General features: G+C 65.7%; 19 protein-coding genes and 1 tRNA gene. 14 read left to right on the forward strand and 6 right to left on the reverse strand.

Features of this window, described 5'->3' with window-relative positions; translation table 11 throughout:
* Nucleotides 1-6: 6 nt before the first annotated feature.
* Nucleotides 7-1,461, reverse strand: coding sequence for a serine hydrolase (locus tag GTP77_RS21210; protein WP_161074144.1), 1,455 nt, complete (start codon nt 1,459-1,461; stop codon nt 7-9).
* Between the two features lie 263 nt (nt 1,462-1,724).
* Here GTP77_RS21210 and GTP77_RS21215 point away from each other — a divergent pair, with 263 nt between their 5' ends.
* The gene (locus tag GTP77_RS21215) at nt 1,725-2,393 is read left to right on the forward strand and encodes a PEP-CTERM sorting domain-containing protein (protein WP_161074145.1); all 669 of its coding nucleotides are present in this window, start codon (nt 1,725-1,727) and stop codon (nt 2,391-2,393) included.
* Between the two features lie 65 nt (nt 2,394-2,458).
* Here the strand turns inward: GTP77_RS21215 and GTP77_RS21220 are convergent, their stop codons facing one another.
* Nucleotides 2,459-3,427 (reverse strand): MYG1 family protein, encoded by a 969-nt coding sequence (locus GTP77_RS21220; RefSeq protein ID WP_161074146.1) that lies wholly within the window; start codon nt 3,425-3,427, stop codon nt 2,459-2,461.
* 116 nt (nt 3,428-3,543) lie between these two features.
* On the opposite strand from GTP77_RS21220, the gene GTP77_RS21225 reads away from it, so the two are divergent.
* From GTP77_RS21225 to GTP77_RS21245, 5 genes are all read left to right on the forward strand, one after another.
* Nucleotides 3,544-3,619, forward strand: a tRNA-Phe gene (locus GTP77_RS21225).
* Between the two features lie 154 nt (nt 3,620-3,773).
* Nucleotides 3,774-4,043: a FitA-like ribbon-helix-helix domain-containing protein gene (locus GTP77_RS30700; RefSeq protein WP_161074147.1), complete on the forward strand. Its 270-nt coding sequence runs from the start codon at nt 3,774-3,776 to the stop codon at nt 4,041-4,043.
* Between the two features lie 211 nt (nt 4,044-4,254).
* The gene (locus GTP77_RS21235; protein ID WP_223149374.1) at nt 4,255-7,197 is read left to right on the forward strand and encodes a sensor histidine kinase; all 2,943 of its coding nucleotides are present in this window, start codon (nt 4,255-4,257) and stop codon (nt 7,195-7,197) included.
* A gap of 138 nt (nt 7,198-7,335) precedes the next feature.
* On the forward strand, nt 7,336-8,169 hold the full coding sequence (locus GTP77_RS21240) for a type 1 glutamine amidotransferase domain-containing protein (RefSeq protein WP_161074149.1): 834 nt from the start codon (nt 7,336-7,338) through the stop codon (nt 8,167-8,169).
* Nucleotides 8,170-8,319: 150 nt separating this feature from the next.
* A complete protein-coding gene (locus GTP77_RS21245; protein WP_161074150.1) occupies nt 8,320-8,661 on the forward strand; it encodes a DUF1840 domain-containing protein in 342 nt (113 codons plus the stop codon).
* Between the two features lie 12 nt (nt 8,662-8,673).
* Here GTP77_RS21245 and GTP77_RS21250 read toward each other — a convergent pair whose 3' ends face one another.
* Nucleotides 8,674-9,597: an AraC family transcriptional regulator gene (locus tag GTP77_RS21250; RefSeq protein WP_161074151.1), complete on the reverse strand. Its 924-nt coding sequence runs from the start codon at nt 9,595-9,597 to the stop codon at nt 8,674-8,676.
* 127 nt (nt 9,598-9,724) lie between these two features.
* Between GTP77_RS21250 and GTP77_RS21255 the strand changes: the two genes are divergently transcribed.
* Nucleotides 9,725-10,687, forward strand: coding sequence for a quinone oxidoreductase family protein (locus GTP77_RS21255; RefSeq protein ID WP_229202283.1), 963 nt, complete (start codon nt 9,725-9,727; stop codon nt 10,685-10,687).
* Here the strand turns inward: GTP77_RS21255 and GTP77_RS21260 are convergent.
* Nucleotides 10,684-11,199, reverse strand: coding sequence for a YgjV family protein (locus GTP77_RS21260; protein WP_223149375.1), 516 nt, complete (start codon nt 11,197-11,199; stop codon nt 10,684-10,686). The two genes, GTP77_RS21255 and GTP77_RS21260, sit on opposite strands and share 4 nt — an antisense overlap.
* Nucleotides 11,199-13,010 carry a DUF885 domain-containing protein gene (locus tag GTP77_RS21265; RefSeq protein WP_161074153.1) on the reverse strand — a complete coding sequence of 604 codons (1,812 nt, stop codon included), beginning with the start codon at nt 13,008-13,010 and terminating at the stop codon, nt 11,199-11,201. Before GTP77_RS21265 ends, GTP77_RS21260 begins: the two co-directional genes overlap by 1 nt.
* Before the next feature lie 108 nt (nt 13,011-13,118).
* Between GTP77_RS21265 and GTP77_RS21270 the strand changes: the two genes are divergently transcribed.
* Complete coding sequence (locus GTP77_RS21270) at nt 13,119-14,918, forward strand: tetratricopeptide repeat protein (protein WP_229202284.1); 1,800 nt, start codon at nt 13,119-13,121, stop codon at nt 14,916-14,918.
* A 94-nt stretch (nt 14,919-15,012) separates the two neighbouring features.
* Here GTP77_RS21270 and GTP77_RS21275 read toward each other — a convergent pair whose 3' ends face one another.
* Complete coding sequence (locus GTP77_RS21275) at nt 15,013-16,473, reverse strand: SEL1-like repeat protein (protein ID WP_161074154.1); 1,461 nt, start codon at nt 16,471-16,473, stop codon at nt 15,013-15,015.
* Nucleotides 16,474-16,603: 130 nt separating this feature from the next.
* Here GTP77_RS21275 and GTP77_RS21280 point away from each other — a divergent pair, with 130 nt between their 5' ends.
* From GTP77_RS21280 to GTP77_RS21305, 6 genes are all read left to right on the forward strand, one after another.
* Nucleotides 16,604-17,965 carry a sensor domain-containing protein gene (locus GTP77_RS21280; protein WP_161074155.1) on the forward strand — a complete coding sequence of 454 codons (1,362 nt, stop codon included), beginning with the start codon at nt 16,604-16,606 and terminating at the stop codon, nt 17,963-17,965.
* A gap of 77 nt (nt 17,966-18,042) precedes the next feature.
* Nucleotides 18,043-19,635: a glycoside hydrolase family 43 protein gene (locus tag GTP77_RS21285; RefSeq protein ID WP_161074156.1), complete on the forward strand. Its 1,593-nt coding sequence runs from the start codon at nt 18,043-18,045 to the stop codon at nt 19,633-19,635.
* Between the two features lie 12 nt (nt 19,636-19,647).
* Nucleotides 19,648-21,471, forward strand: a complete 1,824-nt coding sequence (locus GTP77_RS21290; protein WP_161074157.1) for a glycoside hydrolase family 28 protein — start codon at nt 19,648-19,650, stop codon at nt 21,469-21,471.
* Nucleotides 21,472-21,597: 126 nt separating this feature from the next.
* Complete coding sequence (locus tag GTP77_RS21295; RefSeq protein WP_187358790.1) at nt 21,598-23,235, forward strand: M28 family metallopeptidase; 1,638 nt, start codon at nt 21,598-21,600, stop codon at nt 23,233-23,235.
* 259 nt (nt 23,236-23,494) lie between these two features.
* Complete coding sequence (locus tag GTP77_RS21300) at nt 23,495-24,073, forward strand: TetR/AcrR family transcriptional regulator (protein ID WP_161074159.1); 579 nt, start codon at nt 23,495-23,497, stop codon at nt 24,071-24,073.
* Nucleotides 24,074-24,158: 85 nt separating this feature from the next.
* The gene (locus GTP77_RS21305; protein ID WP_161074160.1) at nt 24,159-24,872 is read left to right on the forward strand and encodes an SDR family oxidoreductase; all 714 of its coding nucleotides are present in this window, start codon (nt 24,159-24,161) and stop codon (nt 24,870-24,872) included.
* The last annotated feature ends 14 nt before the right edge of the window (nt 24,873-24,886 follow it).

Raw genomic sequence — 24,886 nt, forward strand, 5'->3', positions numbered from 1 at the left:
CCGGCGCTACTGTGCAGATGCTTGATCAAGCACCCGCAACCGCTCGACAGCATGTGTGTTTAGGGGATTGAGCGCCAGCGAGCGCTTGTAGTTTTGCCGGGCCAGGTCACGCTCGCCGGCCGCCTCGTACACTTCAGCCAAACTGTCGTAGGTGTTGAAGCTGTCCGGATACAGCCGCGTTGCCAAGCTCATTACCGCTACCGCCTGCGCTTTCTGGCCCGCGCCCAGCAAGCGATAACCCCATCCATTCAATTCATCTTCCGACGGCTGGGCGATGCCGGACTGCTTTTTCAGCTGCGCCAGCTTTTCATCCAGGCGTTCAAATCCGCTCACGTTCGCCTGCTCCCGCAAACGATAGGTGGCATAGCCCCCGCTGACACTTCTCAGTTCCGGCAAAAAGAAGCTGGCGACGATATCGATCATTTGCTCCGGCGAGGAGCCGGCCAGATTGGTCAGGATAACGACCGCCAGGTCATGCTCCGGATAGACATAGAACGCCGACCGCATGCCGCCTATGCCGGCCACCGCGCGATACTCCTTGTCGCGGATGGCGGGCCAACCCAGGCTCCACGGTGCTGGCTTGCCGTCATTGAAGCGGCCGCGCTGCCACATTTGCGCCAAGCCCGCCGGTGACACCAGCGCCCCTTTTTGAAGCGAGATAATCCAGCGCGCCAGGTCTTGCGCCGTGGAGTTGATCCCCGCCCCGGTTCTCAGCATCGCCGGAAAATCATCCGTGACCTGCTTCAGCGTCTTGCCGTCCGCATCGAACCTGTACGAGGGCGCCTTGTCCGGAATAACGTCATGCACGTCGCCATAGCCCGTTTGCCGCATGCCGGCCGCGTCGAACTGCCGCTGCTGGATGAACTGCGCAAACGGTTGCCCGCTCAGCTGATCGATGATTTTCCCGAGCAGGAGATAATTGGTCTGGTTGTAGCTGAACCGTTCTCCCGGCGCGAAATCCATGGGTAGCGTCTGCACCTGCCGCCATGCCGCGTCAGGGCTGTCGCCCGTCGCCAAGCGCGAGGTTTTCTGGCTGATGATGTCGGGAATGCCCGACGTATGATTCAGCAGTTGGGTGATCGTCACACCTTGCCACGGCCCGGGCAAATCGCTGAGATAGCGCGACACGGGGGCGTTCAGGTCCAGCTTCCCCTGCTCCACCAGCTGCAGGATCGCAACCCCGGTAAAAGACTTGGTCGCGGAATTGATGGAGAACACACTGCGCTTTGTCACCGGCAGGGAATGCGGCAGTTCCGCCAGGCCGAAGGACTTCAGCATGACGATCTTTCCGCCCTTGACCACAGCCAGCTGCAAGCCCGGTATGCGCCGCTCGCGCATTTCGCTTTGCAGGTAGCGGTCGACCTGCCCCTCTACCGATCCGCCCCTCCCCGACGCCGCGCCGGCGCTAGCCCCTTCCAGCAGAGCAATAAGAAAAACAACTGCAGTCAGGACTCTTTTCATGGGACTCAACTTTCACGCGTAGGGGTTTTTGTCGGTGCCGGCGCGAGTTTAGATTAAGTAGAACAAAATATCTAGTTAACTTTGGCCGCCGGCGGCGTGGCCCGATCCGCCCCAGTTGAGTGTCGGAAAATTTTACACTTTGCCGCGATTCGTCAGCTCAATATTCCTAACTTACTGTTATGTAACGAATATTACTTACATGGAACGTAAATTGCTTTTACGATAGAAATCGAAACCCAACCCTCAAAGAAGGATATGCACCGATGATGTCACTGAAAAAATTCGCGCTCGCCGCCCTGGCCGCCCTTGGACTGTTTGCCGCCCTGCCAAGCGGCGCAGCAACCATTACGATTACCGCATATGACTACGGCTGGTACGACAACAGCGGCAGCCACACGCCGACCAATATCAACACGCTGTCGGGCAAGTGCTGCGGTGGCAAGCTGCTGCGCGACTTCTTCGCCTTCGACCTGAGCGGCGTGTCCGGCACCGTCACCAGCGCCACGCTGAAGTTTTACACGCTGTATATGGGTAGCAACTCCACGACCGAAACCTGGGAGCTCTACGACGTCACCGGCGATAAGAACGCCCTGGTAGGCGGCACGGGCGGCGTGGCCGCATACAACGACCTCGGCACCGGCAAGATGTACGCATCGACCACCTTCACCAAGGCGACCCAGCAAGGCAGCAACCAGAGCATTGCCCTGAACAGCCTCGCCCTGGCCGATCTGACCGCCAACGCAGGCGGCAAATTCGCTGTGGGCGGGCTGATGCCTACCTTCGGCAACCCCGACGAAGACTGGGTTCTCTGGGGTGGCGCAGCCGCCCAGCTGGTGCTGACGACGCAAACCGTACCTGAACCCGTATCGCTGGCCTTGTTTGGCCTGGGCCTGCTCGGCCTGGCCGCCGCGCGCCGCAAGTCTGCACAGTAAGCCGGCGCCACGCCATATCCTCAGCACACCGGGCATTCAGCCGAATGCCCGGCGCCGTCAACGGCTCAGCACTGAGCCTGCCGCAAACTATCCTCCTCCACCGCCTTGAGCGCCAGCAATGCCATGGCGCGCGCGCCTTCGTAGGACTTGACCGCCGCGATGAATCTGCCGTTGTGGCAGAACGTTGCGTCCGGCACGCCAGTCACCGCCGCCAGTTCCGCATCGCGCAGCCCCGCCCATGCCTCGGGCAAGTCGGCGCGCGCATCGAAACTGCCGGCGCTGACCGGGACAGTGTGCAGCACGTGGCGCTGCTCGGCGATGCTATGGCTGATGACGAACAGCACCTTGGGCATTTCCTTGCGCACCACATGGCTCCAGGGCAGCGCGCTGTTCTTCAGGAAGATAACCCTGCCGTCCTCCAGCACCTCCGCCTGCCGCACCTGCTCCAGCGCGAGCAAGGCGGCAACCCGGTATTTCACCGCGTTGATCAGGACGTCGGTCAGCAACGCCATCGCGCAGCGGAACTGGCTGAGCCGGTATGCGTCCGCCTCGCCGTCGTAGCCCAGCCGCTGCTCGTCCAGCCAGTTCGGATTGAAGCCCGAGATCACCGCCGAGAGGCCATAGCCGCCCGGCGCGCTTTTCGCGGCGCCCACGTCCGACAAATCCAGGTATTGCACGATGTCGGCATCGATGGCGTAGGCGATCTCGCGCGCCTTATCCTCCGGCAGCTCGTGTCCCGCATGCGCGGCGGACAGCGCGGCGACGCAGCGCGCCCCATATTCGCGCCAGACCAGCCCCGCGCTGGCGTAAGGCACACCGCTCTGCCTTGCCGCGCTAAAACCTTTCTGGTGGTGGTCGAAGCGGCCAGAGGCCGGGTCCCAGACGTCGCCGACATCAATGGCGAAGTCCGCCGCTTTGATGACGGCCGGATCGCGCGTGCGGATGATTTCGCTGTCCGGGAACAAGATGTTCAATACGGCGACCGCCCAGGCATCGTCCGCGTGGAACTTGCCGCTGTGTGTGACTATGACCATGGGAATTCCAATCCAAGAATATCAACCACGAATCTTACCCTCTGACGGCCATTTTGCCGTCCACGCAAAACGCGGCTTGGCAAACCCGGATCCGCCTGCTATAATTGCGCGCTCTTGGCCTGGTAGCTCAGTTGGTAGAGCAGAGGATTGAAAATCCTTGTGTCGGTGGTTCGATTCCGCCCCGGGCCACCAAGAATTCAGAAAGCCACCTTCGGGTGGCTTTTTTGCGTCCGGCGACGACCAAGCGCCTTGCAGTCCTGCATGCAATTTCCTAGTATGAATGCATTGAATGCATTGAATGCATTGAATGCATTGAATGCATTGAATGCAGTTTAAGGGAAACGCTATGGCTATGCTTACAATACGCAACCTACCCGAAGATGTGCACCGTGCATTGCGGGTGAGGGCCGCACTGCACGGGCGCAGCACCGAGGCGGAGGTTCGTGAAATACTGGCCAGTGCGGTGAAGCCCGAAGCCCGCGTCCGCATGGGAGACGCGCTCGCCGCCCTGGGACGGGAGATAGGCATCACGGATGACGATCTTGAAACCATGATCCAAACCCGGGACAAAACACCGGACGAGCCGCCGAGGCCGGCAAGCGTCGGGCCTTGCTGACGCAAGCCCTTAACGCATTCTGGAACTATTCAAGAGCCGCGTACTCCCTTTGATACTGACCCGGCCCGCTGAGGCGGCAGGTCTGACTGTTATTAATCCTTGGGCTTAGCAGCAGACAGCGATCTTAAAACGGCAGCGCACGCGCCAACCTCCCGACGCCCGATGCTGCTTCCGGGTAATATTGATGCTTTGCAGCATGCAAGGCAATCCCATGTTTAACCATCGCTGGGCAGCGCTCATGCTTTACTGGCTGCTCGCGCTGGCCGCCCACGCCACCGAACTGCAGCCTGACGGGCAGTCTTACCAGCGGCGCCGCTGGACCCAGGCGGACGGCGCGCCCCAGCAGGCCCTGACCGCAACCCAGACCGACGACGGCATGCTGTGGTTCGCGTCCGCAGTGGGACTCTACAACTTTGACGGCATGCGTTTCCGCAAAGTGAGCAAGGTGTACGGCCACGACCTGCGGTCGACCAACGTCATGTCCACGCACAAGGTGGCGGGCGCCCTGGCCGTCGGCTACTACTTCGGCGGCCTGAGCCTGTTCACGCCGGAGCGCGCCACGCACTACGCCGCCGGCCGGGGCTTTCCGCGCGGCTCAGTGATGGACATCACCACGGACAAGAACAATGTCATGTATGTCGCCACCAGCAGCGGCGTGGTCACGCTGCAGGACGGAAAATGGCTGCCGGTGGGGCAAGACTCGCTGCCCAAAGGCTCGGTGCGCTGGGTCAATCACGATAAGGCCGGCCGGTTGTGGGTGAATATCGCATCCGAAAATTATGTCCGCCCGCTTGGCAGCGAGCGCTTTGTCCACGCGCAGGTTCCGCCGAAGTCCCGGGTCACCTGGTGCACGGATGGCATGTACTTCAAACCGCCCGGCCAGCAGTACCAGGTGCTGGACATACAAGCCGCGCCGCGCCCTGCCCCGCTTGATCAGCCGGCGCGGTACCAGAGCTCGCCGATACCCGGGCCGCACGGCACGCTGTGGGCTACGCGCGAGGACGGGCTGGTGCGGCTGGCGCCCGGCAGCGACGGCGTGCTGCGCGCCGCCGAACTTTTCCCCACCGGGACGGAGCGCGACACCATCTACACCAGCACCACGATAGACCGCGAAAACAATCTATGGCTGCTGACCCCGGGCGGGGTGGAACGCTACCGCCGCCACCGCTTCCACCGTCTGCCGGCTCCGGTCAACGCCTTTTACTGGCTGGCGCAGCGCGGCTTTGGCGACGAGCTCTGGCTGGGCGCCGCCAAGGCGCCGCTGGCACGCCTGAAGAGCGACGGCAGCCGGCAGGAGACCACGCTGGACGCCCCCCACACCTTGCTGCGGCTGGCGCCCGACTTGGTGTGGGTTGGCACTGCCGATGCGCTGTGGGAGTTCCATGGCGACACGCAGCAACGCTGGGATTTGCCGGCCGGCATGGAGCCGAGCAAGCAAATCCAGGCGCTGGCGGCGGGACAAGGGGGGCGCCTGCTGGTGTCCATTACCCGCAGCGGCCTCTGGACCTTCGAGCATGGCCAGTGGGAGCAAGACCAGCGCCTGCGCGGGCAGGAGGATGCGACGCCGATCAGCATGCTCACCGGCGCCAACGGCAAGACCTGGCTGGGCATGACGAACAACCGCCTGGCCGAACTCAGCGCAACCGAAGCGCGGCTGCTGCCCGCCAGCGCCGGGCTGCGGATCGGCAATGTGCTCAGCCTGCTAGACGTGGGCGGCAAACTGCTGGCGGGGGGCGAGCAGGGTGTGGCCTGGATCGAAGGCGGCCGCGCGCACGCCATGAAACTGCAGCAGCCGGACAGCCTGCAGCGCGTCACCGGCATGGTGCTGGACCGGCAAGGCAATCTTTGGCTGCACAGCAATGACGGGCTGCACCGCATCCCGGCGCAGGACCTCGCGCGCTACTGGAGTGCGCCGCAAACGGCACTGCAGGCCGAGCTGTTCAACTTCGAGGACGGCGTCACCGGCATGGCGGCGCAGGCCCGGCCGCAGCCCTCGCTAGCACTGGCGCACGACGGCCGCCTGTACTACGCCACGATTACGGACGTGGGCTGGATCGATCCGGCCAGCATCCCGCGCAATCCACGCGCGCCCACCGTGCTGCTGCAATCGCTGCGCACACCCGAGCAGGAATATCTGCCGGCCGACAAGCTCGTGCTGCCGCAGCAGACCAGCGCGATCGAATTGAGCTTCACCGCCGCCGCCTTGTCGATCCCGGAGCGGGTGCGCCTGAAGTTTCGCCTCGACGGCGTCGACCAGGACTGGCGCGAAGCCGGGCCGGAGCGCCGCGCGCAGTACACCAACCTGCCGCCCGGCCCCTACCGCTTCCGCGTCATCGCCGCCAACGAGGACGGCGTGTGGAACCTCGAAGGCGCCCAGTTCAGCTTCCGGATCGAGCCCGCGTTCTGGCAGACGGCCTGGTTCCACCTGGCTTGTGCGCTGGTCCTGCTAGCGGCGGCCGCACTGCTGTACCGCTGGCGGGTGTCCGTGATACGGCGCCGCGCCGAACAATATATCGCGCTGCGCATGGATGCCACGCTGCAGGAGCGCGGCCGGATTGCGCGCTCGCTGCACGACAATCTGCTGCAGGCGGTGCAAGCGCTGCTGCTGCGTTTCCACGTGGTCGAGCAAAAGCTGGCGCAGCAGCCGGAATTGCAGCGCCTGGCCGGCCAGGCGCTCGACTACGCCGAGTCGCTGGTGGCCAGCACCCGCGACGAAGTCATGGAGCTGCGCCGCGCGCCCGGCGTGGACGAATTGTTCGCCGCACTGCGCGACGCGGCCGCGCAAGCGGCGCCCGGCGCGGAACAGCGCCTGAGCTTTACGGTGACGGGCCAGCCGCGCCAGCTGCGCGCCGAGGCGGGGCCGGAATTGGCCTGCGTGCTGCGCGAGGCCGTGCTGAACAGCGTGCTGCACGCCCAGGCCCGGCATATCGACGTGCGCCTGGCCTTCCTCGACACCGGCTTGCAGGCCGAGGTCTGCGACGACGGCGTCGGCATCGATCCGGCCGTCGCGCGGCACGGCAAGCGCGGCCACTGGGGCATTACCGGCATGCGCGAGCGCATCGGCCGCCTGGGCGGAGAGGTCGAAATCGGCAAGGGTCCGGCGGGCGGCACCACGGTCCGCCTGGCCCTGTCCATGCTGCAAGCCTACGCCTGATCCAGGCTCCAGCGCCGCATCAATTATTACGCCACGTAACAAGTGAAGTAAATCCTACGACATTTACGGCCTTTTGCGTTTGCAATACGCTGTGTACATCGGAGGGCAAGCCGCCCTCCTCACACTCAGGAGTTGTAAATGAAAAAGACCATCATCGCCGGCCTGCTGGCCGCCGCCGCCAATTTCGCCACCGCCGGGACCGTACTGGTCGTGGTATCCGACCAGGACAAGCTCAACCTCCAGGACGGCAAAGTCATGCAGACTGGCTTCTTCCTCAACGAGTTGATGGAGCCGGTGCAGACCTTCATCGCCGCCGGCCACACGGTGGTGTTCGCAACGCCGAGCGGCAAAGCGCCGTCGGCCGACCAGAAGTCGGACGATGTGAGCTTCTTCGGCGGCAATGAGAAGGCGCGCCAGGAAAGCAAGGCGCTGCTGGCCACGCTCAAATTGACGGCCAAGACCGGCTCGCCGGCCATCAGCCTGGCGCAAGTGAAGAAGATCGGCTACGAAAAGTTCGACGCCGTGTTTGTGCCGGGCGGCCATATCCCAATGCAGGACCTGCTGAAGAACAAGGACCTGGGCGAGCTGCTGACCAACTTCCACAACAACAGCAAAACCACCGGCCTGACCTGCCACGGCACCATCGCCCTGCTGTCCACCGTTCCCGATGCGCACGGCTACGTGGCCAAACTGGAAGCGGGCCAGCGTCCGCAGCCGTCGCAATGGATTTACAAGGACTACAAGATGACGGCCTTCACCAATGAAGAAGAAGAACAGGCCAAGGGTTTCCTGAACGGCGGCCACATGAAGTTGTTCCCGCAGGATGGCCTGGTTGCAGCCGGCGCCAACTTCGTCGAGGCCAAGGCGTGGAGCGAGAACGTGGTGGAGGACCGCGAACTGATCTCGGGCCAGAACCCGCAGTCGGCCAAGGCAGTTGCGCTGGCCATGGTGAAAAAGCTGGCGCGCCCTTAAAAGCCGCTTAAGCGGGCCGAATTCATTTGGGAATTCGGCCGAACGGGGCTAATGTCATCTCAACAGGCAGCGTCTATTCAAGCGGCTGCCTGGCAAAACGCAGTGTATTTGCAACGTCATCGTGGATGACCCGACCAGGAAATTGTGCGTATGTTAATTTCATTCAAATCCAAATCCTCCCCGGAAGTATTGATGTATCAGGAACACGCCGAACGCATCTTGCGGCTGCTGCACAAGAGCCCCCAGCGCGGCGTGATCACTGCAGCGGAAGCAGCCAAGGCGCTGTCGCTGCTGGAGCAGGAAGTGGCTTTTACCAAGGAGCATCCTAAGCAGGATGTGGAGCACGACATCCATACGCCCGAGCAGGAAGAAGGCGAAAGCGCGGAACACGCGGCTTTGCAGCGGGTGAGCTTCTCAGCCCGCGCTTTTCCGCTCCTGGAAATGCTGCGCTCGGCCAGCCAGCAAAACGAATACATCATGTGGGGCGTCTGAGCTGCAGCTGCCTCACCGAACGCCGTGTAGGCCTAGCTTGCGGAACGCGCCCGGCGTCATGGCGGTTTCGCGGCGGAACACGCGGTTGAAGGCGGCCACGGATTCATAGCCAACCTGGCGCGCCACCTCGGACAAGGCGGCATTCCCCTGCTGCAGCAAGCGCGTTGCGCAGTGCATGCGCCACTGGGTCAGATAGTCGAGCGGCGACTGGCCCACCACCGTTTTGAAGCGGGCCGCAAAGCCGGAGCGCGACATGCCGGCCGTGCGCGCCAGCGATTCCACGGTCCAGTCCTGCGCCGGCGCGCCGTGCATGGCTTCCAGCGCCAGCGCCAGGTTGCGGTCGGCAATGGCGCCCAGCCAGCCGCGCGTGGGACCGCCCGGCTGCATGGAGTAGGCGCGGATCGCATGCACGAACAACAGCTCGAACAGGCGGCTCACCACCGCTTCCGCCCCCATGCCGGGCGACTCCGTCTCCAGCGCCAGCATCTCCAGCACCGACTGGAACGCCAGGCTGCGGTGCTGGTCCAGCTTCAGGCACAGCAGCGGAGGCAGCACTCGCATCAACGGCCCCGCCTCCAGCGCGTCCAGCGCAAACCAGCCGCTGATGAAGGTGGTCACAGCACCGCCCCCGCCCACCTGGATATGGTTCCCAACCCGCAGCTTCTCCACCTCCACGCAGTCGATCAGGGCCGAGTCCTCGCGGTCGACCAGGCGGTAGGGGCTGTCGTCCAGCTTGATGAACACGTCGCCGCTGCGCAGCGCGATCGGCTGCGGGCTGCCGGGCGTGGACAGGATCGCCGAGCCGCGCACCAGCAGCACAAAGTTCACGCCGCCCTCGCCCGGCGAATTTACGCCCCAGGGCGCGCTGGCGTCCATGCGGGTGAAATTGGCCTGGCGGATGCGCAGGCCGGAGAGGATGTCGGTCAATGGATCCATGTTTCTTCAGTTCTGGACGAGTGGGCAATAGATATGGACTTTCAGCGATTGATCGTCCTGATACTCATTCCTATTATAGACGTCATCACTAATCTATAAAAAGGAAGCGAAAATGAAGGCAGTTGTGATGAACAAAATCGGCGGCATCGATGCCATGGCGCACATGGAGCGGCCGGAGCCCGTGGCAGGCGCGGGAGAAGTGCTGGTGCAAGTGGCCGTGGCGGGCGTGAATTTCATGGATATCGGCGTGCGCCAGGGCATGGCCTGGAACGAGATGCCGAATCCGAAAATCCTCGGCGTGGAAGGCGCGGGCCGCGTGCTTGCGCTGGGCGAAGGCGTGGAAGGCTTCACCCTGGGCCAGCGCGTGGCCTGGGTCTACGCGCCCGGCAGCTACGCGGAAAAGATCGCGATCCCCGCCGCGTCGCTGGTGCCCGTTCCGCACGGCATAAGCGACCAGACCGCTGCGGCGGTGATGATGCAGGGCCTGACCGCCAGCCATTTCGCGACAGACTTCTATCCCGTCCAGCCGGGCGACATCGCTTTCGTGCACGCGGCGGCCGGGGGAGTGGGGCTGCTGCTAAGCCAGATCATCAAGCTGCGCGGCGGGCGCGTCATCGGCCGCGTGTCGTCGCAGGCCAAAGTGGCGGCGGCCAAGGCGGCCGGCGCGGACCACGTGATCGTCGATGCCGAGGGCAATTTCGCCGAAGAGGCGCGCCGGCTGTCCGGCGGCGAAGGCGTGCATGTGGTGTTCGACGGCTCCGGCCCGTCCACCTTCCAGGGCTCGCTGGACGTGCTGCGGCGCTCCGGCACGTTCTGCTGGTACGGCCCGGTGCTGGGCGGGCCGGGGCCGCTCGACATCATGAGCCTGCCCAAGAGCATCAAGCTGGGCTACGCGGTGTTCATGGACCACATCCATACGCCGGAGCTGCTGCGCGCGCGCACGGAGCAGCTGTTCGGCTGGATCCTCGAGGGCAAGCTGGCTGTCCATATCGGCGGCGTCTATCCGCTGGCGGATGCGGCCCAGGCCCATGCGGACATGGCGAGCCGCGCCACCACCGGCAAGCTGCTGCTCCTGCCTGGCGCGGCCTAGGCGGTTTGCGCCGCGTTGTCCCGGCGCACCATGCGCCAGATTGTGCTCAGGTTGACGGCGGCCACCACCACTTCCAATGCGGTGCCGCCTATCGATCCGGCGATCACATTGTTGGCGATCCACAGGCAGGTCCCGCACAGCATCACCAGCCGCATGGGGATGCCTTGCAGCTGGAACAGCGCATACGTTCCCAGGCAGGAGGCCGCCAGCGGCAGCCAGTCGCTGGGCTGCTTCGCCAGCGCCACGCCCAGGACCAGGTTGGCGGCGATCACCGCCACCATCACCCACACGGAACGCGTGCGCAGCGCCAGCAGGGAACGCAGCATGGACATGGTGGAGCTGGCCACCGCCGTCGGATTGCCGAGCAGCGCAAAGTGCACCACGTAGGCCAGGCATTCGCCGGCCATGAACAGCTTGAAGCGGCGGTCGCTGGTTTGCAGGAAGGAACCGACACCGAGCACAAACGCCACGTAGCCGACGCACTGCGCCGGCGAGAACCAATCCGCCATCATCACGCCGCAGCCTTGGTATCGGCTATCCACTGGCCCACGATCTTGGCCAGCACGTCCATCGGCACCGAGCCTGCGCGCAGCACCACGTCGTGGAAGGCGGGCAGCGTGAAGCGCTCGCCGAGCGCGCTGCGGGCCTGCTCTCGCAGTTCGAGTATGCGCAGCATGCCGAGCAGGTAGGCGCAGGCCTGGCCGGGGTTGGCCACGTAGCGGTCCACCTCGGACGCGGGCATGCCGTAGTCGATGGCTTGCTGGCGCGTCCAGCCCTTGGTGTGCAGGCCGGTGTCCACCACCAGGCGGCGCGCGCGGAACAGCTGCTCGGCCAGGCCGCCCAGCATGCCCACCGTGTCGCCTTCGTACCAGCCCTGCTCCATCGCCAGCTGCTCCACGTACAAGGCCCAGCCTTCGCTGTTGGCGCTGCCGCCGCTGAAGATGCGGCGCGCGCGGTACTTGGGCAGGTCCGCCATTTCCTGCTGCAGCGCGATCTGGAAATGGTGGCCCGGCACGCCCTCGTGATAGGCCAGCGTGCGCATCACCACCATCTCATATTCCGGGCCGGGCAGCGGCATCCAGAACACGCCCGGACGGCTGCCGTCCGGCGCCGGCGGCGTGTAGTGCGCGGAGCTGGTGGTCTCTGTCAGCGCGGGTTCGCGCCGCACTTCGATGGGCGCGCGCGGCTTCAGGTTGAACAGGGCCGCGCTGCGCTGTTCGGCGTCGCGCAGCAGCTCGGCGTAGCGCGCCAGCATGGCCGGGCGCGGGTCGGGCGTGCTGGCGGGCTGCAGCGATTTGTCCAGCTTCACCATGCGCTGCTGGATGCTGCCTTCGGCGTAGCCGAGCTGGCGCAAGTATTTGTCCATCTCCCCTTCGATGCGGGCCACTTCGCGCAGGCCTATGCCGTGCACCTGCTCCGCGTTCAGGCTGGTGCCGGCGTTGCGCGCCAGCAGATAGTCGTAAGCGGCGGCGCCGTTCGGCAGGCGCGAGATGCCGGCTTCGTTGCCGGTGCGCGGATGCAGCTCCGCCAGCATGGCCTGCACGCGGGCGTAGGCCGGGCGTATGCCCTTGTCCACGATGCGGGTGGCGCGCGCGATGGCGGCGCTGCGGGCTTGCGGCGTGAGGTCCGCAATCTTTGCGCTGCGCTCGGCCAGCGAGGCCACCAGCACATTGTCGCCGGCTGCGGGCTTGAGGAAGGCGGCCACCTGCTGCTGCGCCTTCTCCAGGATGAAGCGCGGCGGCAGCAGCGAACGCGCGGCGGCGGAGCGCGCCATGGCGATGGCTTCGTCCAGCCGCGCCGGGGCCAGCTCCAGGCGCGCCAGGTAGCTGTCCACGTCGGCCGCGCGGCGCATGGGGTGCAGCTGCGTCATCAGGCGCGGCAGCGCAACTTGCGGGCCGCCCAGCTGGGAGAAGATGAACAGGTGGTCCTGGAAAGGCCGGCCGGCCAGTTCGTTCGACAGCGTCCAGCGCATGGTCTCGGCCGAGGCGCGCTGGGTGGCGCTGAGCGGGCCGGCGAGGAAGACGTCCAGCCTGGCCAGGCCCTCGCGCGCCAGTGCTGCCTGGCGGTCGCGGGCGGCCTGCGTGACTGGCGCCAGCAGCCGGTCCAGCTGGTCCTGTTCGGCGCCGGAAAAATACTGGCTGGCCGTCGTGTACTCGGGGTTCAGGCGCATGTAGTCGTCGGCAAAGCCTTCCGACCATTTGTCGAACGCGGCCACGGGGGCAATGGCGGGAGCCGCTGCGGGGGCCGCCACGGCGGCCTGCACCGGCACACCGGCCGTAATGATTGCGAGAGGGAGCAGTACAGTACCGAAACGTAGCGACATGATGGCCTTTCTATGGAGTGCGCCATTATATTCCGCCTGACCGCGCTTGCCTTTCGATCCCCGTCTCCTAAACTCCAGAGATTCCAACAAAAACGGAAGGAGAGCGCCATGCCTTGCCCACGCATTTACACCGCTGTCGCCCTGCTGTCGCTCTGTCCGGTGGCGCTGACGCAGGCGGAAAGCTCCGCCTCCGGCTTCGATGCCGGCTTCGATCCGCTATTCAGCTCGCAGGCCATGTGCACGGCGGCCCAGGCCGGACGGCCTCCCTTGCTGCTGGCCATGCTGGCCGCGCAGACCGAGACCGCGCCCTTCCGCCCGGCCCAGCAGGAGCGCAAGCCCGCCGCCGCAAGCGATCCGCCCTTGTACAACAATCTGGGCAGCCTGCACCTGCCGGTCAGCACCGCCAACGCCCGCGCCCAGGCCTATTTCGACCAGGGCCTGCGCCTGCTGTTCGGGTTCAACCACGCGGAAGCTGCGCGCGCCTTCCGCGCCGCCCAGCGCCACGATCCCGGCTGCGCCATGTGCTACTGGGGCGAGGCCCTGGTGCTCGGCCCCAACATCAACGCACCCATGTTCCCGGAAGCGGTGCAGCCCGCCGCCGCCGCTGCGGCCAAGGCCGCCAGCCTGGCCGGGCGCGCCACGCCGGCCGAGCAGGCGCTGATACGCGCGGTGGCCCAGCGCTACCAGTCCCCTGCGCCGGACAGCCGCGCCCCGCTGGACGCGGCCTATGCCAACGCCATGGCCGATGCGGCGCGCTCCTTCCCCAATCACGACACCATCCAGGTGCTGTTCGCCGAGTCCCTGATGGATTTGTCGCCGTGGGACTACTGGGAGGCGGCCGGCACGCGCGGCAAGGGCCGCACGCCGGAGATGGTGGACGCGCTGGAGCGCGTGCTGGAGCGCAGCCCCACCCATCCCGGCGCGGTGCACTACTACATCCACGCCATGGAAGCGTCCAGCCATCCGGACAAGGCGCTGCCCTATGCCCGCACCCTGGCGCGCCAGATTCCGGGCGCCGGCCACCTGGTCCACATGCCCTCGCATATCTACTACCGCGTGGGTCTGTACCGCGAGGCGCTGCAGTCCAACCTGGATGCGATGGCCATCGACGAGCAGTATTTCGGAAAGTCCGGAAGCGACGCCGTCTACAAGGGCGCCTACTACCCGCACAATATCCACTTCGCCATGGTGTCCGCGCTGATGGGCGGCGACGGCCCGACGGCGCTGGCCTCCGCCGCCAAGCTGGACAAATCGGTCCCGGTGGAAGCGCTGCCCAGCTTTGCCGGCATGCAGGCGGTGAAGGCCGCGCCCTACTTCTCGCACGTGCAGTTCAGCAGTCCCGAGCAGCTGATCGCCCTGCCCGCGCCCGACCCGCAGTTTGTGCTGGTGCGCGCCATGTGGCACTACGCGCGCGCGGTCGGCTATGCCCGCAAGGGCATGCAGTCCAACAGCCAGGAGGAGATTGATGCATTGGCGGCCATCGAGCGCGGCGGCGACTTCAAGCCGCTCGCCGACTGGGGCGTGCCGGGACAGGACATAGTGCGCACCGCGCGCGCGGTCGCCACCGGCCGCCTGGCCGAAGCGCGCGGCGACCTGGCCGCCGCCATCAAGGCCTACGAGGAAGGGGTGGCCTTGCAGGACGCGCTGCCCTACACCGAGCCGCCGTACTGGTACTACCCGGTGCGCCAGTCGCTGGGCGCGGCCCTGCTGCGGGCCGGCCGGCTGGATGACGCGGAGGCCGCGTTCCGCGCCTCGTTCGCGCGCACGCCGAGCAACGGCTGGGCGCTGCGCGGCCTGGTGGAGGTGTACCGCCTGCGCGGCGACAAGCCAGCGCTGGCGGCTGCGCAGAAGCGCTTCGACGCCACCTGGCTGGGCCGGCGCGGCGGGCCGGAGCTGTCGCGCCTGTAGCGGCGCTGCGGCGCGGAGCGTGCCGGGCGGCTATGGCGGGTTACGCCGCGCTCGGCGCGCCCCGCTAACCCGCCCTACGGGATGTGTGGCACTCTCAGCGTTTTGCCGTCGGTTTGAGCACCGCGTCGGCGCGCTGCTTTTCCTGCGCGGTCAGGCGCGGTCCCACCGACGCCAGCGCCGCGTCGGCATCGGCGTAGCCGGCCGCCTTGGCGAGGCTGAACCAGACATAGGCCACCGCCATGTCCTTGCTGCCGCCCTGGCCTTCCATCGTCATCACGGCCAGGTTGAACATGGCGTCCGCCTGTCCCTGCTTGGCTGCTTCGTTGAACAGCTTGCGCGCGGTGGAATAGTCCTGCGGCACCAGCTTGCCCTCGTAGAAGTAGGTCGCCAGCGCGCCTTCCGCAGCCGGGTGGCCTTTCACGGCGGCCTGCTTGTACAGCGCTATGGCGCGCTGCTGGTCCGGCGCCACGCCGTAGCCCAGGTCATACATGCGGGCGGCGGCGTAGATCGATTCCACGTGGCCGGCCTTGGCGGCGGCGCTGAAATAGGCGCCCGCCATCTTGTAGTCCTTGGGCAGGCCCTCGTCGCCGTTGTAGTACAGGCGGCCCAGTTCATACAGCGCCGGCAGATAGCCTTCCTCGCCCGCCTGCTGCAGGCTGGCGCGCGCCTTGGCCACGTCGCGGCCGCCGCCATAGCCGGTCAGGAAGGCCATGCCCAGCAGGTTCGCGGCGGGTGCGAAGCCCACGTCGGCCGCCTTGGCGTACCAGCGGCGCACCTCGGCGCCATTTTTCGGCACGCCTATGCCCACCAGGTTGATCTTCGCCAGCAGCATGATCGCTTCCACGCGATCGTTGATCAATTCAGGCTGGGCGGGGTCGAATTTCATGCGGTCAAAGACCGGGTGGTAAGGCTTGTCCACCACCTGCTCCAGCCAGTAGATCGCCAGCTTGGTGTCGCGCGGCGTGCCCATGCCATACAGGTGCATTTTGCCCAGCATCAGGGCGGCTTCGCCGTAACCTATCTTGTCCCAGGCCAGCTTGAACTGCTGCTGCGCGGTGGCGTAGTCCTGCTGGTCCATCGCGACGAAGGCGTTGGCCAGGCTTTTGTCCTTGCGCATGATGCGGTTGCGGGCGACTGCAATCCGCGAATCGGCCGCACCGCATTGCGACGTGTCGGTGATCTCCGGCATGGCGAAATCGGACGACGCCGCGCGCCGGTCGTCTATGGTGGACACGTCGCCTGCCGGACTGTTCTCGCTCAGGCGCTGCGCGCCGTCCGCCTGGCCTCCGTGGTTGAAGTCGCTCATATAGCGCAGCATGGTCTCGTCGTCGGCCGCGCTGTAGCCGCTCATGAAGGCGCAGGAGGACGCATGGTTGGGCGACAGGGTCTTGCTTCGCGCGGCAATAATCTCGCGCGGGTCGCCCGCTGCGTTGCGCTTGCCCGCCACCGTAACCGATGAGGAAGGCTCCGCAGCTTGTTGCTGCGCCTGCGCCGTGAAGGCCGGCAGAGCCAGCAGCAGCGCCAGAGTGAGGTTCGGTGTGCGGAAAGGCATCATAAGGGGCTTTCTCGTGATTTTTGAATGGAATAACGGCATACGATGCTAGCGCGTTATGCTAGCCTTGAGTAATCAATCCAATGAGCAATACATTGCGCAATCCACAACAAATGAGACTAGAATAGTCACTATGAATCCGCTAGTCAGTGCTCCGGTTGCCAGCTTCACCGATCTCCTGCTTGACGCCGTCTGCATGGTGGACGTCAACGGGCGTTTTGTGTTCGTGAGCGCGGCCTGCGAACGGATTTTCGGCTACCGCCAGGACGAGATGGTGGGCATGGCCATGATAGACCTGGTGGCCCCGGCCGACCGCGAGCGCACGCTGGCGGCGGCGCGCAGCATCATGGACGGCCAGCCCAACAGCCGCTTCGAAAACCGCTATGTGCGCAAGGACGGCTCTATCGTGCATATCATGTGGTCGGCGCGCTGGTCCGAGGCCGACCAGTTGCGGATCGCGGTGGCGCGCGATATCACCGCCAGCAAGCGCGCCGAGGCCATGCAGGCCGCGCTGTACGCCATCTCCGAAGCGGCGCACGCCACCGAAGACCTGCCCGCGCTGTACCAGCGCATGCATCAAATCGTCGGAGGCCTGCTGCCGGTGCAATCGTTCGCCGTGGTCCTGCGCGATGCGCCGGACGACGTCCTCTATTTCGCCTACCACGCCAATGCCAGCGGTCCCGAATCGGACGCGCGGCTGGCCGTGCTGCTGTGCGAGGAAGCGCTGCGGCGCAATATGCCGCTGCGCGTAGCGCCGGACACCATGTCCACCCTGTCCCCTGCGCTGCTGGTGGCGGCGGCCCCGGAACAGGCTTGCTGGATGAGCGTGCCGCTGTGCACGCCGCAAGCCACCATAGGCGCGCTGGTGCTGCGCGACGGCGCCATGTTCGAGGGCGGCGCAGCCTGCCAGGGCTATACGGACCAGGACCAGGAGCTGCTGCTGTTCGTGTCCACCCAGATCGCCACCGCCATCCAGCGCAAGCAGCTCGAATCGCGCCTGCACTTCATGGCCCAGCACGACGACCTGACGCGCCTGCCGAACCGCAGCCTGTTCCATGACCGCCTGGCCACCGCCATCGCGCGCGCCCAGCGCCAGCAGGGCCGCGTGGCGCTGCTGTTCATCGACCTGAACAAATTCAAGCTGGTCAACGACCTGTACGGCCACTCGGCCGGCGATAGGCTGCTGCAGGCGGTGGCGCGCAGCATCAGCTCCTGCGTGCGCGAGGCCGACACGGTGGCGCGCATCGGCGGCGACGAATTCGTGGTGGTGCTGGAGCATGTGGCGCGGCCCGAGTCCGCCGCGCTGGTCAAGGAGAAGATCCACCTGGCGCTGGCCGCCCCGGTGCACGTGGGCGAAGGCCGTACGCTGCACACTTCGGCCAGCATCGGCATCGCCCATTATCCCGACCACGGCGCCGACATGACACAGCTGCTGCGTTATGCAGACCAGGCCATGTACGCCACCAAGCACCAGGCGCCCGACGCGGTGGCATAGTCCACGTTACAAAAAAGTGTTTGCTTTTAATTGGTCAGGCCAATAAATTATCGGCCAGACCAGTTAAAAGCGACGCCATGAAACCATTCCTGATTTGCGCACTACTCGCCACACTGAACACTGCGCACGCCACCGAACCCTGGGTTGCCGATCTGGGCAACGGCAACTACCAGAATCCGGTGCTCAACGCCGACTATTCGGACCCGGACGCGGTGCGCGTCGGCGACACCTACTATATGACCTCGTCCAGCTTCAACAGCGCGCCCGGCCTGCCGCTGCTGCAGTCGAAGGACCTGGTGAACTGGGAACTGGTGGGACACGCCCTGCCCAAACAAGTACCCGCAGCGCATTTCGCGGTGCCGCGCCACGGCGCGGGCGTGTGGGCGCCCTGCCTGCGCTACCACGACGGCAAATTCTGGATCTTCTACCCGGACCCGGACTTCGGCATCTACGTCATGACCGCCACCGATTTCCGCGGCCCGTGGAGCGAACCGCACCTGCTGATGCCGGGGCGCGGCCTGATCGACCCCACGCCGCTGTGGGACGAGGACGGCAAGGCCTGGCTGCTGCACGGCTGGGCCAAGAGCCGCGCCGGCTTCAACAACGTGCTCACGCTGCACCCCATGTCGCCGGACGGCCAGCGCGTGCTGGACCCGCAGGGCAAGGTCGTCATCGACGGCAACAAGCTGCCCGGTTACCGCACGCTGGAAGGCCCCAAGTTCTACAAGCAGGACGGCTGGTACTACGTGTTCGCGCCGGCCGGCGGCGTGGAGGAAGGCTGGCAGGCGGTGTTCCGTTCGCGCAGCATCGAAGGGCCGTATGAGGACCGCGTAGTGATGGACCAGGGCAGCTCCCCCGTCAACGGCCCGCACCAGGGCGCGTGGGTGCGCGCGCAGGACGGCAAGGACTGGTTCCTGCATTTCCAGGACCGCAAAGCCTACGGCCGCGTGGTGCATCTGCAGCCCATGGCGTGGACCGATGGCTGGCCGCTGATCGGCCAGCCCGGCGCCAAGCCCGGCGTAGGCAATCCGGTGGCCAGCTACCGCAAGCCGGTGGCCCGCCAGCCGGTCAAAGTGCCGGCCACCAGCGACGAATTCAGCGGCCCGGCGCTGGGCTTGCAGTGGCAGTGGAACGCCAATCCGCAAGAGGGCTGGTACTCATTGGCCGCGCGGCCCGGCTATCTGCGCCTGCCGGTGCTGGCCGCGCCGCAGGCGGACGGCTATGTGCGCGCCGCGCCCAACATCCTGGCGCAAAAGCTGCCCGCTGCAGCCTTCACCGTGGACACCCGCGTGGAACTGAACGGCGCCGCCGAGGGCGGCCAGGCCGGCCTTATCCTGAACGGCATGAGCTACGCGTGGCTGGGCCTGCGCAAGCTGGGCGCGGACACGCAGCTGGTCTACACCACCTGCACGCCGTTCGCCCCGCGCTGCAAGGAACAGAGCAAGGTGCTGCTGGCGCAGGCGCCATCCGCGCTGTCGCTGCGCATGGTGATGGCGGAAGGCGCGCAGGCGCAGTTCCTCTACAGCGTGGACGGCAAGGACTACCTCGCCGCCGGCGCGCCGTTCTCCGCCACCAAAGGACACTGGGTGGGCGCGCAAGTGGGCCTGTTCAGTGCAGGCCCCGCCAGCGCAGGCTACCTCGACGTCGACTATTTCCGCCTCACCCGCTAAGGATCACGCAGCATGAAACACACTGAACACCACGCCATCGACCAGCGCCGCCGCGCTTTGCTGAAGGGCGCATCGGCCGCAGCACTGGCCGCAGGCGCGCCGGCCATGGCCGCAGAAAACGCAGCGGTGAATCCCTGGACGCGCGCCGAGCGCATCGCCGCCAAATTCGCCAAGCCGCTGTCCTTCCCGGCGCGCGACTTCGTCATCACCGCGCACGGCGCCCGCCCCTGCCCGATGGCCGAGGCAAAGCCGCTGGCGGGCGCGCACGGCACACCGGCCGCCACCCAGCTGGTGCCCGCGCCCGGTTCGCCGGACAGCCATCCCGCCATCCGCGCGGCGATCGCCGCCGCCAGCCAGGCCGGCGGCGGCCGCGTGCTGATCCCCGCCGGCGACTGGTACTGCAAAGGCCCCATCGTGCTGCGCTCCAACGTCAACGTACACCTGGCGGCAGGCGCGCGCGTGCACTTCAGCGCCAACCCGGCCGACTACGCGCGCCACGGCGAATTCGACTGCGGCCCGAACGGCAAACTGGTGCTGTCGCGCTGGCAGGGCAACGACTGCCTGAACTACTCACCCATGGTCTACGCCCGCAACCAGAACAATATCGCCATCACCGGCGAGGACTGGACCAGCATCCTGAACGGCCAGGGCAACGTGCCCTTCGAGGACGGCGGAGCGGACGGCTGGTGGAACTGGGCCTGGCGCAACAAGCCGGCCGGCGCCACCGCGCGCCAGGGCGTGGTCAACGAAGCCAATCCGGCCTCGCTGTCCGCGCTCGCGCCGCAGCTCACGCCGGCCGAACTCGCCCTCATCAAAGGCAGCCACGCCGACTGGCGCAGCGACGAGAAATACCTGCCCGCGCTGTCCGAAGCGCGCGTGCCCGCCGAGCAGCGCGTGTTCGGCGCGGGCCACTACCTGCGGCCCTGCATGATTGAATTCGTCGGCTGCACGGACGTGCTGATGCAGGGCTACCAGGTGGTGAACACGCCGTTCTGGCAGCACCACCCGGTCAACTGCCGCAACGTGCATATCAAGAAAGTACGCATGGAAAGCATGGGGCCGAATTCGGACGGCTTCGACCCGGAATCCTGCGACACGATACTGGTGGACGGCTGCCTGTTCAACACCGGCGACGACTGCATCGCCATCAAGGCGGGCAAGAACACCGACGTGCAGTACGGCCCGACGCGCGACATGGTGATCCAGAACAGCATCATGAACACCGGCCACGGCGCCATCACACTGGGCAGCGAAATGGCGGCCGGCATTGAGCACGTCTACGCGCAGAACCTGGACGTGCGCAATATGCACTGGGCCACCGATCCGCTCGGCACCGCTATCCGCATGAAGACGAATATGAACCGGGGCGGCTTCCTGCGCCACTTCTACGTGCGCCAGGTCACGCTGGCAAACGGCGTGCGCACCAAGCCGGGCTTCTACACGCCGATACCGGGCGGCGTGATCGCACCCAAGACGGTGGCCACCAGCGGCGGCGCCATCATCACCATCGACTGCGACTACACGCCCGCCTTCGACAGCGTGCGCACGCGGCCGCCGGAGGTATCGGACATCCACATTTCGGACGTGCGCGTGGCCAATGTGCAGACCGAGGACGGCGCGTATTCCTGCTACCAGGCCTTCGTGCTGCTCGGCCCCGTGGCGCACAGCTACAACGGCCCGGCGGGCGTGCCGCTGCTGCCGCTGGCTAACGTGACCATCACCCGCTGCGACTTCGGCACGCCGCGCGCCGCCGAGCCCTGGTTCGTGCACAACGCGCGCAATGTGACGCTCAGCGGCGTCACCATCGCGGGCAAGCGCTACGACACGCGGCTCTAAGGCATGGCGGGTTACGCGCTTTGCGCTAACCCGCCAGAGCCGCCGTTGACCTCCGCCGGGATTAGGCCGATACTTGCAGCGTTTTTGCCTATCCATTACCCAAGGAGGTTCACAGTGAAACACGCCATGCTAGCCACCCTGCTGCTATCCGCAGCTGCGGCGCAGGCCACCGATACGCCCAAGTTCGATCCGCAGCGCCTGTCGCAGGACGTTAAAGTATTGTCGTCGGACGAATTCGAGGGCCGTGGCCCGAACACCGCAGGCGAAGTCAAAACCGTGGACTACCTGATCGAGCAGTTCAAGGCAGCCGGCATGAAGCCGGGCGGCGACCTGGTCAAAGGCCAGCGCAGCTGGACCCAGGAAGTACCGCTGGGCCGCTTTGAAATCCAGGGTCCGGTCACGCTGACACTGAACGACGCCAAGGGCAGCCAGCCCTTCCTGCAAGGCGAGCAGATGGCCGTGCGCGCCGCCATGAACGGCGCCAAGCGCGTGGACTTCGACAAGGCGCCGCTGGTCTTCGTCGGCTACGGCGTGACCGCGCCGGAGCGCAAATGGGACGACTTCAAAGGCCTGGACCTGAAGGGCAAGCTGGCGGTGGTGCTGATCAACGACCCGGACTTCGAAACCGGCGAGGGCGATTTCGGCGGCAAGGCCATGACCTACTACGGCCGCTGGACCTACAAGTATGAAGAGATGGCGCGCCGCGGCGCGCTGGGCACCATCATCGTGCACGAAACCGCGCCGGCCTCCTACGGCTGGGCCACGGTGAAGAACTCCAATACCAACACCATGTACGACATCGTGCGCAAGCAGCCGGCCAAGGCGCACGCGCCGATGGAGGCCTGGATACAGCGCGACGTCGTCGTGGACCTGTTCAAGCGCGCCGGCCTGGATTTCGAGGCGGCCAAGAAGCAAGCGCAAACGCGCGGCTTCAAGCCGCTGCCGCTGACGGGCCTGAGCCTGTCCGCGCATTACGCGGTGGACACGCAGGTGATCAAATCGAAAAACGTCGCCGCCCTGCTGCCGGGCAGCGAGCGCCCGCAGCAGACCGTGATCTACAGCGGCCACTGGGACCACCTGGGCGTGGGCCTGCCGGACGCCAAAGGCGACAAGATCTACAACGGCGCGGTGGACAACGCCACCGGCATCGCCGCGCTGCTGGAACTGGCGCGCGTGTACGGCAAGCTGCCTGCGCCCAAGCGCAGCGTGGTGTTCCTGGCCGTGACGGCCGAGGAAAAAGGCCTGCTGGGTTCGGAATACTACGGCGCCTACCCGCTGTACCCGCTGGAGCTGACCGCAGGCGTGATCAATATGGACGCCCTGAGCCCGCAAGGCCCTGCGCGCAACTTCACCATTTCCGGCAGCGCCAAGCTGGAACTGATCGACCAGACCATAGAAAAAGCCAAGCGCTGGAACATGGCGTACACGCCGGATCCCAAGCCGGAAGCGGGCCACTTCTTCCGCTCCGACCACTTCTCCATGGCCAAGCGCGGCGTGCCGGCGTTCTCCATCGGTTCCGGCCAAGACTGGATAGACGGCGGCCTGGCGGCAGGCAAGGCCGCCGAGGAAGCGTACAACACCAACAACTACCACCAGCCTTCGGACGAGTGGAGCGCGCAGTGGCCGTTCACCGGCATGGCGCGCGACCTGGAACTGCTGTACACCGTGGGCCGCGACCTGGCCGACTCCAAGGACTGGCCGAACTGGGGCGCAGGCTCCGAGTTCCGTCCTATCCGCGACCGCAGCGCCAGCAAGCGTAAATAAAATATAAAAAACCCGCGAGCGCACTGCACTCGCGGGTTTTTTTTGGTTTTTCTTGTTGGTGCCGGTATATTTCCCGACCGCCGGCGCCGGTAGTAGCGTCTCTGTGTACGCTATGCCTGATCGTCTCCTCCAAACTCCAATCAGAAGTTCAGTCTAGCAATTCCCACCCACGCGGCTTTGATATGCGTCAAACAGGCCGTCTTCCCCTGTCCCAAAAATAATGCTTGATTTTTTTAAGCCGACCGGTCATATTATAGCCATGCCCAAGCCCAACGTTAAAGAGCAAATCGTCGCCACCAGCTTGAACCTGCTGCACAGCAAGGGGTTCAATGCGACCAGCGTCCAGGATATTACGGACGCGGCCGGTGTACCGAAAGGCTCGTTCTACAACCACTTCGCCAGCAAGGATGCGCTGGGACTGGAAGTGCTGCGCCGTTATGCGGAGCAGGCGGCCGAGCTGGGCGAAGTGCTGCACAACACCGCCCTGCCGCCGCTGGCGAGGCTGCAGCAGTATTTCGAGGCCTTGATTGCAGCCAATGCCGAGAACGATTTCAACTGCGGCTGCCTGCTGGGCAATTTCAGCACCGAACTGTCGAACCAGATCCCGGCAGCGCGCCAGGCCCTGCACAAGGAGTTCGCGGACTGGACCGAAATGATGGCTGGCCTGATTGCCGAAGGCCAGCGCACAGGCAATATCAGCGCCGGGCAGCCGGCGCTGGAAATGGCCAACTTTATCGTGGACTCCTGGCAAGGCGCGGTGCTGCGCTCCAAGGCCGAGCAAAGCCAGGCCCCGCTGGACAGGTTCTTGCACACTGTACTGACCCGTATTTTGCGTTGACGGCGCACTCCCAAAAGGACGCCGTTTTTTTTGAATCACTTTTAAGACGACCGGTCATATTGACCATCAACCAAAGGAAATCATCATGAACTTCAAAGACTCCGTAGTACTCGTGACCGGCGCCAATCGCGGCCTCGGCCTGGCCCTGGCCAAAGCGGCGCTGGCCGCCGGCGCGCGCAAAGTGTATGCCGCCGCGCGCAACCCCGCCTCCGTCACCCTGCCCGGCGTGACGCCGATCAAGCTGGACGTGACCAGCGAGGCCGACATCGCCGCGGCGGTGCAGGCGATTCCCGACCTCACCATCCTGATCAACAACGCCGGCATCTTCACCGGTTCGGACATCACCACGCCAGGCTCGGCCGATGCAGTGCGCAGGGAGCTGGAAACCAATTTCTTCGGCCCCATGGCGCTGAGCGTGGCGTTTGCTCCCGCGCTGAAAGCCAACGGCGGCGGCGCCATCGTCAATGTGCTGTCCGCGCTGAGCTGGCTCAGCTTCGCCAGCTCGGGTACCTACAGCGTATCCAAGTCCGCCGCCTGGGCGCTGACCAACGGCCTGCGCGGCGAACTGCGCGAGCAGAACACCCAGGTGCTGGCGGCCCACATGGGCTATATGGACACCGACATGACGCACGGCCTGGACGCGCCTAAATCGGCCCCGGCGGACATCGCCCACGCCATTGTCACCGCGCTGGAAGCGGGCGAAGACGAAGTGCTGACCGACGAGATTTCCAAGCAGGTCAAGCAGGGCCTGGGCGCGCCGCGCGGCGCCTACCTGGGCGAGCCGCGCGCAGCGGCCTGAGCAGGCTGCGCCGC

Source organism: Pseudoduganella aquatica (assembly GCF_009857595.1).
Taxonomy (GTDB): Bacteria; Pseudomonadota; Gammaproteobacteria; order Burkholderiales; family Burkholderiaceae_D; genus Rugamonas; species Rugamonas aquatica_A.